The sequence below is a fragment of the Treponema lecithinolyticum ATCC 700332 genome, from assembly GCA_000468055.1.
GTDB classification, from domain to species: domain Bacteria; phylum Spirochaetota; class Spirochaetia; order Treponematales; family Treponemataceae; genus Treponema_C; species Treponema_C lecithinolyticum.
Map to the genome: position 1 here is coordinate 59698 of KI260571.1, position 12250 is coordinate 71947.

A 12250-nucleotide genomic window follows, 5' to 3' on the forward strand; every position below is an offset into this window, starting at 1 on the left:
GCCGGTTTTTTGTTTTGCTTTTTATTTTAATTCAAAAACAACTTTTACCGTAACCGACACTTCCGTGTCTCCGGGCGTAATTGGAGTTGCTTCTTGCCCGCTGCTTTTGAGCATGCTTACATCGTAGTTAACAGTGTTGCGGTATATAGGAATGCCGCTGAGCTCTTCTATAGAAAGAACCGCACCGATTTTTTGACCTGCTGCCGCACTTAAAGTTTGTGCGGCTTCTTTTGCTTGCAAAACGGCTTTGGTGCGCGCTTGTTTGTATGCTTCGCTCGTATCTTTTGTATAAAAAGACACTTCAGAAAGCTGGTTTGCTCCGGCTTTTAAAGCCGCATCTATTATCGCACCGGTTTTTTGAATATCGTGCACGGTAACGGTCAATGTGTTAACGACTTTATATCCTTTTTCTTCGTAATTTCCCGTTTTTGAATTGTAGCGCGTGTCGCGGAACACATTGTAGCCGCGTGTTGCCGTATCTTCGGTTTTTATTCCCGCTTTTTGTACAGCTTGTGTAACGCTGTTCATAAGCGTCGCGTTGCGTGCCGCCGCAGCTGCCGCTTCTTGCGCACTCGTTTCTACGGCAAGTCTGATAACAGCCGTGTCGGGTTTAACCGAAACAATACCGTTACCCGTTACCGTAATCGATGGTTGTCCTTGTACAGTTTGCGCCGATAAAAACGTGTTTGCGCCCAATAAAATTAAAATAACGCCTGCAATCAATAAAGGCTGTTTTAAATCTTTTTTGCTTTTTGTTGTCATCTGTTCCCTCTCCGGTAAAATGTGCTATACCGATTAAACACATAACAATTGGGAAAGCTACATAAAAAGCTTAAAATATGAGGCAAAAAATTATGTAAAGCCGGCGGAAATTTTAATTAAACGCTCATAAAATATCGAATGCGCCTATACTATTCCGTCCGTATATGTTATAGTGACGCTTAAGAAAACATACACGACAGGAGGGAAATTTCCGGATGTACAAAATAATTGAAAAACGTCAGCTTTCTGCCGACGTGTTTTATGCCAAAATTGAAGCACCCGAAATTGCGCGCAACCGAAAAGCCGGACAATTTGTGCTTGTTCAGTTGGACATCGAATATGCCGAACGCATTCCTTTAACGATTGCCGACGCAAATGCCCAAGAAGGCTGGATAGCCATAGTCTTTCAAACGGTCGGTGCTACCACCATTAAGTTGTCGCGCTTAAAAGAGGGTGATGAACTGGGCGCTGTGCTCGGACCTTTGGGGAATCCCACTCATATAGAAAAAAAAGGTACGGTTGTGTGCGTCGGCGGCGGTATCGGTGTGGCTCCTCTGCACCCGATTGTTCAAGCGCATAAAGCAGTCGGGAACCGCGTAATCGTTATAATGGGTGCACGGAATAAAGACTTAATTATTTTTGAAAAAGAAATGCGCGCACTTGCGGACGAACTTTTTTTAATGACCGATGACGGCAGTGCCGGTACTAAAGGCTTGGTAACCGAACCGCTGAAAGCGCTGTGCGAAAAAGAAAGCAAACCCGATGAAGTTGTTGCAATCGGACCTCCTATAATGATGAAATTTTGCACGCTGACGGTAAAACCGTACAATGTGCCCATTACCGTGTCTTTAAACACCATTATGATAGACGGTACGGGAATGTGCGGAGGCTGCCGCGTTGCCATCGGAAACGAAACGAAATTTGTGTGCGTAGACGGACCCGAATTCGACGGTTCTTTGGTTGACTGGGACAATATGATGTTGCGCATGAAAGCTTTTAAAAAACGCGAAGCGGAACAAACACATAAATGTAAAATGGAAGAAGCCGCCGAGGCATTGAGAGGCTGATATGAGCGCATATATAGATTTTAAAACGCTTGAAAAAAAAGCGCACGAACAATATGAAGCGTTGTCTGAAAAATTAAAAGCGGGGCCCTTAAATGCACGGGATCGCAACAGTATCGAACAGCAAGAAATGCCTTGCGGAGAACCGAAAGTGCGCGCCCGTCAAATGAGCGAAGTTGCTTTAGGTTATACGCGTGAACAAGCGATAGTGGAAGCGAACCGCTGTTTGCAGTGTAAAAATCAACCCTGTGTTTCCGGCTGCCCGGTGGGGGTTCCCATTCCGCAATTTTTGGAACAAGCCGCAAAAGGCGAGTTTAAAAAAGCAGTGGATATTATTAAAACTACAAATTTGCTGCCGGCAATTTGCGGCAGAGTTTGTCCGCAGGAAAAACAGTGCCAAGCACAGTGTACGGTCGGTAAGATTTTTAAAGATGTTGAAAAATCCGTGTCTATCGGCAGAATGGAACGCTTTGTTGCCGATTATGAGCGGGAAAACGCGCTGCAAACACCGCCCGTTCCTGCCGCTGAAACGGGAAAACGCGTTGCCGTTATCGGTTCGGGACCTGCCGGTTTAACCGTTGCAGCCGATGTCCGCCGCGCCGGGCACAGCGTTACGGTTTTTGAAGCTTTTCACAAAGAAGGCGGGGTAATGATATACGGCATACCGGAGTTCCGCTTGCCGAAAGTTATCGTTGCTTCGGAAGTGGATATGCTTAAAAAAATGGGCGTTGAATTCCGTACAAACTTTTTAGTCGGCCGTACCGGTACTTTACCGCAGCTTTTAAAGGAACAGGGCTTTGACGCCGCCTTTGTGGGAACGGGAGCGGGCTTGCCCAAGTTTATGAATATTCCCGGCGAAAACCTTATCGGAGTGTTCAGTGCAAACGAATATCTTACCCGGGCGAATCTTATGAAAGCGTACGATACCGAACACGCAGACACACCGCTGTACGAAGCAAAACGGGTATGCGTTGTCGGCGGCGGAAACGTTGCAATGGATGCCGCCCGTATGGCGCTGCGGCTTGGAGCCGAAAACGTGTCGATTGTGTACCGCAGAACCCGTACCGAAATGCCTGCCCGCCGTGAAGAAATAGCGCATGCCGAAGAAGAAGGCGTTGAATTCCGCTTTTTGGAAAATCCGGTTGAAGTGCTTGCCGATGAAAACGGCTGCGTATGCGCGCTGCGTCTTTTGTCTTATGAATTAGGCGAGCCGGACGAATCGGGACGCAGAAGTCCGGTGGCGGTTAAAGGAAGCGAGCACGAAATTCCTTGCGATGCACTTATTGTTGCACTGGGGAACGGCTCCAACCCGCTTATGGAAAAAACAACACCCGGTTTGGAAGCCGACTCAAAAGGGCATATAAAAACCGATGCAGACGGTAAAACCTCTTATCCGGGAGTGTGGGCTGGCGGCGACATCGTACTGGGGGCTGCAACCGTTATTCTTGCTATGGGCGAGGGACGAAAAGCTGCGGCAAGTATAAACCGCTATTTGGCATAAACTTACGCGTTTGTATACCGTGCGCTGCACGGTATACAAGCTGTGTTCGGCTGCATCCTGCGCGCTGTTCCATACGGCGCCGATAGTTTAAGCGGTGTTGCAGATTTCAGTTTGCTGCCAGCGCTTTGCGTAAAGCTTGAGCAAAACTTGAGCGTGAGCTTTGAGCGCACAAGGCGGCGCGCGCGATATCGGGAACAATGCCGTCCGAAGAGCTTAAAATGCGCTGTGCGCGCTCTGCGGCAAAATCGGATTTTGCACCCGAATTAACCGGCACCAAGGCAGTTTGTGCAAACAGTTTGGTTTGTGCCGGAGATGAAACCATTTCGCGGATAACGGCGCGCACGGCAGAGCCTTTGTTGTTTGCTTGCGCCGCCGATTGCAGCGGTGATTTAAGAACCGAAAACTGTAAAGCGGCAATCGTTTGCGCCGTAAAAAAACGCTTTGCACCGGCTTTGTCGGACGGCATATACCAAGGGGTATACTTTTGTGCCCCCTGTTCGCTTAAGCTGCGGTAAAACGACAGCGGGGCGAATACAACGGCTGGGGCATTTTTTTCCATAGCTTCTAAAGCTTCGTTTACGCTTAAATTAAGCCACTTTTCGCTTAAAAATCCATTTTGCTGCCAATACATAATACGCTCCAGAACGGAACGCACCGATTTTAATTCAAAAAAAGCGGTAAAATCATCCGGTTTTAGAGCGGCAGAGTTTGCCGGTACGCAAGAAGAAAGCATGGAGGCGGCTTTTTCCCATTCGGCGCTTCCCGCACAAGCTTCAAGCAGCGATGAAAAAAACATAATAAGATGCTCATCGTTTTTGCCCGCGCATAAAAAAGGCGCCGCTTTTTTGCGTTTGTCCGGTTTTTTTTGAGCGAGCCGTTCAAGCTGTGCGAGCGACACAGGGTCTATTGTTTTGTGCTCGTCCAAAGCCGCTTTGCTGCAAAAAACTTGAAAGGGGTCGATTAAAATGGGTGTTCCCACTAAGCGTCCGTTCGTTTGCACTGCTATGCGTATAACCGGCGGCAAAATTTGTAAAGCTGCCGTTTCGGCATTGCGTACAAACGGGGCAATCGAATCCATGTTGCAGCCGTCGTAAATAAAAAGTATATCGTATTGCGTCGGTTTAGTAATAAGCTCTTTAAGCGGTTTGTTTGCATTTAAAAAAGTACTCGTCCAGCCGACATTTCTGCCGTCAAGCCACGAAGAAAAAGCCGCCGCCGTATCTTTTGGTATGCCGTAAAAAGCTACGCGCACGGTGTTTGTTTTTAAGCTAAAATGTATATACACCGCAATCGATACGGCAAAAAAGAAAAGCACGGCAACAAGTGCGCTTATTTTTTTTAAGTGGTTCATGTGTCCAGTATAACATAGACTGATTTAAAAGGCAATTTTTTTATGTGTGCTTGATAGTGCGCTTTAGAATCTGATATAGCTTGCTGTACTGTACAAAACCGGTTTGTTCCATTATAGTTATCTTTATGAAAAACGACAAAAAATATACCGGAGTTGCCGCCGTTTTTTGGATTACGACGGCGTTGGCGCTTTTGGTTGTTTTTTTGATAAAACAAGACGATATTATCGGAGTTCTTAAAGAAACCGCTTTTTTTGAACACGTATTCGGTTCCGAGCCCGAATTCGTTGCCCGTTATGAAATGCCCGATAAAGACCGAAAAGGAAACACGGATGAACAACCGCTGCCCGGTCAAAACGAAGTTTTTGATATAACAGGCGGTAATTCGCTTAAAACCGATCAAAGCGGAGCAAACGGTACGGGCGGAACAAGCACTACCGGCGGAGCAAACGGGCTTTCCGTTCAGGAAATTCCGAGCGGTAAAAGCGGCACTGCCGACAGCCCTGTTTCCGATGCTTTATCGGGAGAAAAAAAAGTTTTCGTACCTAAAAGCGAAGATAAAAATAAAAAAACGCAAACACCTGTCCGTACCGACCGTACGGATAAAAAAACAGATGCGCCTGCTTCTAAAACGGCAAACGGCACGCAGTCTGTTGCAAAGATGAATCAATATCTGTGCTTTATCGTAATAAACGGCGACGGCATTGTAGAGCGCAAAGAAGTAAACCGCGCAGTGCCGAAAAACGATTTACCGCTTACTTCGGCGCTCAATGCGCTGCTTGAAGGGCCGGGTATTTCCGAATTGGAAAAAGGATATATATCGCTTATTCCTTCGGGAACAAAACTGCTTTCGGCTTCGGTGAGTAACGGAACAGCTTCGGTAAACTTTAGTCAAGAATTCGCTTTTAACAAATACGGTGTGGAAGGTTATTTGGGTCAGCTTATGCAAGTAGTGTATACGGCGACTGCGTTCGGAACGATAGACAACGTACAATTTTTAATTGAAGGACAAAAAAGCGAATACTTGGGCGGCGAAGGCGTGTGGATAGGCACTCCTTTAAATCGTGCAAACTTTAAATAAAACCAATCCGCCGCACAAAGTATACCGCAGCACGCACAAAGTATATCGTAGCGCACATAAAGTATACCGCAGCGCGCACAAAGTGCGCCGGTACACATAAACGCATAAGCGGTGCGCATAAATTAAACGCTTTCTTTTAAAAAAGGCAGGTTTTTATGTTTTTGTTTGTGCCGGTACATATCGCTATCGGCTTGTGCAAAGTGTTTGGTAAAGTCGGTATCTGCGGTTTTTACAATCGAAAAACCTATTGAAATATAAAAATTCCACGGCTTTTTTTGTTTGGCGCATAAAGCTTCCGTTTTTTTATAATTGATTCTATGTTCGTTCCGGTAAAATGAGGTATAAAGGCAAAAAACTCATCGCCGCCTATGCGGAACAGCGTGTTCGGCATTTTAAGCGTTTTTTTCAGTATTGCGGCGCAAATTTTTATATACTCGTCTCCCGCATTGTGTCCGAACATATCGTTTACTTTTTTTAAATTGTCTATATCGGCAACAAGTAAAAGGCAGGGTTTTGGCGTGTTGTTTAAAATACCCTCTTTCCTTAATTCAAAGCACGCCCGATTTAAACATGCACAGGGTACATCGGTAAACGCATTTTCTTCTATTGTTTGTATAAGGTTACCCAGCGTGGAAGCATTGTACATAATAAGGGTTGTACCGATAGCTTTATTTTTTTTAGGATCTAAAATCGTTTTTTTATAGCATAAAAACACTTTACCCGTTTCTATGTGCTGTAAGTACAATACGGATGCCGTTTGTTCCCGGCTTTTGATGGGGGCAAAACGGCATTCACAAAAAATATCGTTATACAGCGTATAAGGTTTGTGCGGTATGTTCGTTGCGCTAAAAAAGTTTACGGCATCGGTATTAGCTTCAAGCAATTCGTTTTTTGCATTAAAAACAAGTACCGGCTGATTAAAGTTTTGAAAAAAATCTTTTTTTCCGTAATACGGCACCATTTGGTCGCTGTCCAAATACGTTAAAAAATAAAACGCATTGATACTAAAAAGGTGAGTGATAAGCGAAAGTAAGTGTATTATGTCCGTTTGAATTACAAAGGTGCCGACTATATTGACTAGGGTAAAAAGAAATGCGTTCACGGTCATAGCGGCAACGGCTCCGCGGTTTTTTACTTCCGGCGAAAATATTTTAACGGAAAATAAAATGCATGAAAAAAAGATTAATATATAACTGTATAAGGCATGTACATAAAACCATGGACCAAAAACAAGCGGATTGTGTATAACGGCAAAAACTTCTTTATCCGGACTTAAATTAATAAACAGAGAGTGTTTGTTTGCCGTAATACTAAGGATACAAGTTATTACAGGTATAATAGCTATTAGCTTGCGGAATAAAGGGGGAAATTGAGGCATACAGTATGATTGTGCGTAATAAAACAAAAACAATGCCGAAAGCGCTATGCACACATACAAATAACGTGCCATAAAAAACCACAGCAGCGGGTCTTTTGTTTGCAATAAAAAAAGGCGTATAAAATCCCAAAAACCGAGCATTGCGGTTAAGTTTGCTATGTGTTTAAAAAGAGGGTTTTCGTTGCTTTTTTTTAATGAAAGCACTGTTATTGCAAAAGCAACTATGGTATTGACGATGCGTAAAAAAACAAGAACGTCCGACATATTCATATTCCGGTATGATACGCTTAGCGTTGTATTATTAATTGAATTTTTTTGTCAAAATAATCTTTATTGATGTTATAATAATCGGCATATAAAGTCAATCCGGTTATATCGGGGGCGGCGTTTTTTTTCGCTGCGATTATTTTTACGTCAAAAACGTATCGTTCGGATTCAAGGTCGTAAGCATACGTGCTCAGTACCAAGCATTTGTTTTGTATCTTTATGTTTTGTGTTGCGAGGTTTACCAGGGTTTTATTGGTACTGCACAATAGTGTGCGCGCTAAAAACCGATACAAGCCGTACGGTTTTCCTTTTAAAGCTTCGGTATCGACCGGTAAACTGTCAGAATACATAAGCGCTTCGCTTTCCCAAAACCAAAAATTGTCTGCAATTTGAACGCATTTTGCTTCCATGTCGGCAAACGCTTTATCGGTTATGCCGGTTTTGTTTGCTTTAGTCTTTGCCGTTTTGGTTTGTTCGCCGGTTTGTGCTGCCGTTTGTATTGCAGCCGGGGGGAGCGGTGGAATGCCGGTAAAGGACGAAAAAGCCACATCGCTTGAAGAAGCAAGTTTTCCCATAGTAACGGCGGTAAACTGTTTTTCGCCTTTTTTATTTGTAATGCTGCGCAAATTAAATATCGGAATAAGGTAATCGTATGTAAGGCTGACTTCTCCGCCGAACAGGGCGATGTTTTCGGTTTTTTGAACGGAAAAAGGAACAGCGGAAGAGCCTTTAAAGTTTGCGCCGTTTACTTTTTTGCGTTGCGAAGCAAACTCGTAAAACAAATCGTGCAAATAGTTAAGAGTGGCAGTGTTTTCGTTTGCTTCTTTTGCAACAATGCGCTCTCCGGTCATCAATATATAATCTTTTTTGGTGTCGACCGTTAAAAATAATTCGATTTGTTCCTCTTTTTGCCCCGTTTTAGTGTTTTCGGGTGCATAGTAGCGGATTGCATAACGCGCTTCATCGTACTGTAAAAAGCCGACGTATGCTTCGCGCTGAAAAGTTGCATCTTTGTAGTATACGTATTGACCGGATTCTGTCGGCAAAAAATCTTTTACGCCGGGAACGGCGCCCAGCGGAAACGAACACAAGCATAACAAAGCGCATAGCGCGTACAAAGTTTTTTTCATAGGCGAATTTGAGAGCAGTCGTTTAATTGTGCAAGTTCTTTTTGCACAATCTCTTTTGTGTGCGCAACCGCTTCGTCTATGCCGAGTAAACAGGTTTTTCCGTTTGAGCGCAGCTTTAATTCCGTTTTGGGCAGGTTTTTATCGCCGACAATGATGTGCACGGGAATGCCTAATAAATCCATGTCTTTGAATTTTACTCCCGGACGTTCGTTGCGGTCGTCCAAAAGCACTTCCATTCCTGCCGCTTGCAGCTTTTCATACAATTCGTCAGCGGCTTTTTTCATATCGTCTTCGTAGCGTATGGGAATAACAGCTGCTTGATAGGGGGCGCTCGTCATAGGCCAGACGATACCTTTGTCGTCGTGGTGTTCTTCTATAATTGAAGCCAGCGTGCGGTCTACGCCGATTCCGTAGCAGCCCATAAGCGGATGCCGTTGTTTGCCCGATTCATCCAAATAACAAGCGTTCATACTTTCGCTGTATTTATAACCGAGTTTAAATATATGCCCCAGTTCGTTGCCTTTAGTGCTGTAAAATTCCGAGGCGCAGTGAGGACATTTGTCGCCGGCAACAACTATGCGCACATCCGTTTGAAAAGCGGGCGTAAAATCGCGAAGCGGTTCCACATTGCATAAATGAACGTCTTTTTTTAAGCCGCCGGTAATCGCATTGTGCATATTCATAACCGTTGTATCTGCAATAACGGGTACTCCCGTTAAGCCTACCGGACCTGCAAAACCTACCGGAGCTCCGGTAACGCGTTCGACATCGTCGTTTGACGCAAGGCATACTTCGGATGCTTTTAAAAACGAGGCCAGTTTTGCTTCGTTTATGTCCAAATCGCCGCGTATACACACGGCTACAAAAATGCTGCGGCAGCTTTGACCGTTTTGCTCATCGTGCATTGCAGGGTAATTGCCTGCTATAGGCAATTCGGCATTGTCCGCTCGATATATCAGCGTTTTTATAAAAGATTTGGCAGAACTGTGTAAAAATGCGGCAAGCTCTTCTATAGTTTTTACGTTCGGGGTATCGACTGCTTCAACAGCTTTTCCGTTCGGCTCTATGCTTTGTCCGTTTTCGCCGAGTACAGGATCGTTTGCGCATGAGGCTTTTTCCGTATTTGCCGCATAGCCGCACGAGGGGCATAGAATAAGCACATCGTCTCCTACGGGGCTTTCTACCATAAACTCTTCCGAGCCTGTTCCGCCCATTGCACCCGAATCGGCGCGCACGGAAATAACGGTTAAACCCAGCCGTTTAAAAATCCTGCGGTAGGCAAGGGCAAAGTCGTTGTATGTTTTATCCATACTTTTTTCGTCAGTATGAAAAGAGTATGCGTCTTTCATTGTGAATTCTCTGCCGCGCATAACGCCGTAGCGTGGCCGTATTTCGTCGCGGAATTTGGTATTTATTTGGTACAGTACCAGCGGTAATTGTTTATAGGAAGAAACTTCATCTTTTATTAAAGCGGTGAACACTTCTTCTGCGGTCGGGCTTACTACCAATTCTTGGCCGAGCCGGTTTTTTGCACGCAGTAAACCGTCTCCCATGGAATCCCAGCGTCCGGAAGCGCGCCATAATTCCCCGGGCACGACAACCGAGGGTTTGCATTCAAGAGCGCCTATGCGGTTCATTTCTTCGCGGATGATTTGCTCCACTTTGCGGAAGCAATTTAAGCCCATAGGTAAATAGGCAAACAAACCGTTACCCAATTTGCGCATTAAGCCTGAACGCAGCATAAGCTGATGGCTTGCAATAACCGCTTCAGCGGGTGTTTCCCGAAGCGTAAACATCGTAGTTTGCGAAGTTTTCATGATGCTTTAGTATAAAGAAAACGGAAGCATTGGGGAAGAGGTTTGTGCTTGGCAAAACAGCGCACACAGCCGGTATTCATCAGGTAACCAAAGTTCTTTTTTAGTAACTTTGGTTCTTTTTACTCGTATAAACTGTTTTTTGACGGATGAAGTAGTATAATAAATATATAAAAATAATTTTAAGGGGATTATATGAAAACAAGTAATTCAAAGACTAAGTTTTTTCCTTGAGACAAAAAAGAGGTGCGGCACTCATCACAACCGCAGTTTTAACGCTGTCTTTGGCAGCTGCGGCACTGCTTTTTACCGCGTGCCCGAACGCCGTACAAACACCTAAGCCTACTCCGCCTCCGCCTGCACCGACGCACACGCTAACCTTTAGCGTAGAAGGCACACCTGCAAACGGCGAGCTTAAAGCAATGGCCGGCAGTACCGAAATTACTTCGGGCAGCAAGGTTGCGCAAGGCGCAACCGTAACCTTTACGGCAACGCCTTTGAATACCTATTTTGTTGAAAAATGGACTATAACAGGCGGCACGTTTAAAACGGGAGGCAAGGACGGCGATACTACTGCAACGGTACAAATTACAGGCGAAACGGCGGTAAAGGTGAGTTTTGCCCGCTATAAAACCATTGCGTTCGGCACAGACGGTGCAGACTTGGTTAACTATCTAACAACCGCAAGCCCTGCAAGCGACGGTATCTATTACATCAACATAACAGGTCTTAAGGGGGCGGACTTGGATGGAGAGGATGCAAAGCCGAGCCGGCTCGGAAAAATCCTGAAAGCCAACCCTACCAAAAAAGTTTCACTTAAATGGCCGAAAACGGTAGAAGGTCTTGCGCATATGAGAAATTGCTTTCTCGGCTGCGAAAACCTTGTGAGCGTAGCGGTAATCCCTGAAAGCGTTGATAACATGAACGGCTGCTTTTGGGGCTGCACAAACCTTACAGAGGCACCTGCAATACCGGAAAAAGTTAAGGATATGGGAAGCTGCTTTAGAAACTGCACAAAACTCACACAAGCTCCGCCAATACCGAAAAAAACTAAGTATATGCTCCGCTGCTTTGAAAACTGCACAAGCCTTACCTCAGTTACGCTTAAATGCGATTACAATACCAGCGGCTTTTTTATCAATGCTTTTAATGGCTGCACAGCCCTCGGCGAAAAGAGCATAAAAGTGCCGCAAGCGTATTACGGCAACTACACTACAGCTGACGCACTTAATAAAATGGCTGTTCCCGGCGCCGACGAAGCAGAAAAAAGAAAAAAGTTTGAAGGTCTTACGGAACTTAATCCGTAAATGTTTGAAAACTGCACATCCTGAGTGCAGTTTTCAACACGAGTTTTAGGCTTACCGCCTAAAACGTCGCATGACAAAACCACCGTACATCCTGTACGGTGGCGTAAAACCAGTGGCAAACAGGATGTTTGCCCAGGATAGCCGTGCGAGTTTGCGCTTGCGGCGAACAGGATGTACCTTTTTCAGCGGGGTTTCCAAAGGGGTGTCCCCTTAAAACAATCAAATAACTTTGATTAGGAGTTAAGATATGACAAAGTTTAAAACAAAACACAAGGCACACGTCTTGACAAGAACGGGAGCCGCGGCTCTCATCACAGCCGCACTTTTAACACTGGCATTGCTGTTTACCGCCTGCCCGCAAGCGGCAGCAAAGCTTGAAGAACCGCCTGTATCTACCGACAAAACCTACACGGTAAAAGGGATAAGCTTTACGATGAAAAAGATAGCCGCGGTAACCGGCAAGAGCGTGGGACACCCCGATATAGTGGGACACAACGGTGTACATGATAATAAACCGCACAGTATCAGCTTAAGTGCATACTTTATAGGAGAGACGGAGGTAACACAGGAGCTGTGGCAAGCGGTGATGGGCAATAA

General features: G+C 45.1%; 9 protein-coding genes and 1 pseudogene. 5 read left to right on the forward strand and 5 right to left on the reverse strand.

Going from position 1 to position 12250, the window contains the following annotated elements:
- Positions 1-21 precede the first annotated feature (21 nt).
- Complete coding sequence (locus HMPREF9193_RS10440) at positions 22-762, reverse strand: SIMPL domain-containing protein (protein WP_021688110.1); 741 nt, start codon at positions 760-762, stop codon at positions 22-24.
- A gap of 215 nt (positions 763-977) precedes the next feature.
- Here HMPREF9193_RS10440 and HMPREF9193_RS10445 point away from each other — a divergent pair, with 215 nt between their 5' ends.
- The gene (locus HMPREF9193_RS10445) at positions 978-1829 is read left to right on the forward strand and encodes a sulfide/dihydroorotate dehydrogenase-like FAD/NAD-binding protein (protein WP_021688111.1); all 852 of its coding nucleotides are present in this window, start codon (positions 978-980) and stop codon (positions 1827-1829) included.
- A 1-nt stretch (position 1830) separates the two neighbouring features.
- Positions 1831-3327 carry an NADPH-dependent glutamate synthase gene (gltA, locus tag HMPREF9193_RS10450; RefSeq protein WP_021688112.1) on the forward strand — a complete coding sequence of 499 codons (1497 nt, stop codon included), beginning with the start codon at positions 1831-1833 and terminating at the stop codon, positions 3325-3327.
- Between the two features lie 106 nt (positions 3328-3433).
- Here the strand turns inward: gltA and HMPREF9193_RS10455 are convergent, their stop codons facing one another.
- Complete coding sequence (locus HMPREF9193_RS10455; RefSeq protein WP_021688113.1) at positions 3434-4678, reverse strand: hypothetical protein; 1245 nt, start codon at positions 4676-4678, stop codon at positions 3434-3436.
- Positions 4679-4803: 125 nt separating this feature from the next.
- On the opposite strand from HMPREF9193_RS10455, the gene HMPREF9193_RS10960 reads away from it, so the two are divergent.
- On the forward strand, positions 4804-5757 hold the full coding sequence (locus HMPREF9193_RS10960) for a GerMN domain-containing protein (RefSeq protein WP_021688114.1): 954 nt from the start codon (positions 4804-4806) through the stop codon (positions 5755-5757).
- A 244-nt stretch (positions 5758-6001) separates the two neighbouring features.
- On the opposite strand, the gene HMPREF9193_RS10465 is transcribed toward HMPREF9193_RS10960, so the two are convergent.
- Genes HMPREF9193_RS10465 through HMPREF9193_RS10475 form a run of 3 tightly spaced genes read right to left on the reverse strand, consistent with a single transcriptional unit; the run spans position 6002 to position 10349 of the window.
- Positions 6002-7399 (reverse strand): histidine kinase N-terminal 7TM domain-containing diguanylate cyclase, encoded by a 1398-nt coding sequence (locus tag HMPREF9193_RS10465; protein ID WP_245565511.1) that lies wholly within the window; start codon positions 7397-7399, stop codon positions 6002-6004.
- Positions 7400-7422: 23 nt separating this feature from the next.
- Positions 7423-8532 carry a DUF7954 domain-containing protein gene (locus HMPREF9193_RS10470; protein WP_021688116.1) on the reverse strand — a complete coding sequence of 370 codons (1110 nt, stop codon included), beginning with the start codon at positions 8530-8532 and terminating at the stop codon, positions 7423-7425.
- Positions 8529-10349: a proline--tRNA ligase gene (locus HMPREF9193_RS10475; protein ID WP_021688117.1), complete on the reverse strand. Its 1821-nt coding sequence runs from the start codon at positions 10347-10349 to the stop codon at positions 8529-8531. The genes HMPREF9193_RS10470 and HMPREF9193_RS10475 overlap by 4 nt, the downstream gene beginning before the upstream one ends.
- A 227-nt stretch (positions 10350-10576) precedes the next feature.
- On the opposite strand from HMPREF9193_RS10475, the gene HMPREF9193_RS10480 reads away from it, so the two are divergent.
- Entirely contained in the window at positions 10577-11653 is a 1077-nt protein-coding gene (locus HMPREF9193_RS10480) for a leucine-rich repeat protein (RefSeq protein WP_021688118.1), read from the forward strand.
- A 247-nt stretch (positions 11654-11900) separates the two neighbouring features.
- Positions 11901-12250, forward strand: a pseudogene (locus HMPREF9193_RS11435) (formylglycine-generating enzyme family protein); the annotation flags it as partial.

Bases quoted from the DNA above. Each gene is read 5' to 3' on its own strand.
- HMPREF9193_RS10470 (WP_021688116.1), bottom strand. From the start codon at position 8,532: ATGAAAAAAACTTTGTACGCGCTATGCGCTTTGTTATGCTTGTGTTCG.
- HMPREF9193_RS10960 (WP_021688114.1), top strand. From the start codon at position 4,804: ATGAAAAACGACAAAAAATATACCGGAGTTGCCGCCGTTTTTTGGATT.
- HMPREF9193_RS10465 (WP_245565511.1), bottom strand. From the start codon at position 7,399: ATGTCGGACGTTCTTGTTTTTTTACGCATCGTCAATACCATAGTTGCT.
- HMPREF9193_RS10475 (WP_021688117.1), bottom strand. From the start codon at position 10,349: ATGAAAACTTCGCAAACTACGATGTTTACGCTTCGGGAAACACCCGCT.
- HMPREF9193_RS10440 (WP_021688110.1), bottom strand. From the start codon at position 762: ATGACAACAAAAAGCAAAAAAGATTTAAAACAGCCTTTATTGATTGCA.
- HMPREF9193_RS10455 (WP_021688113.1), bottom strand. From the start codon at position 4,678: ATGAACCACTTAAAAAAAATAAGCGCACTTGTTGCCGTGCTTTTCTTT.
- gltA (WP_021688112.1), top strand. From the start codon at position 1,831: ATGAGCGCATATATAGATTTTAAAACGCTTGAAAAAAAAGCGCACGAA.
- HMPREF9193_RS10445 (WP_021688111.1), top strand. From the start codon at position 978: ATGTACAAAATAATTGAAAAACGTCAGCTTTCTGCCGACGTGTTTTAT.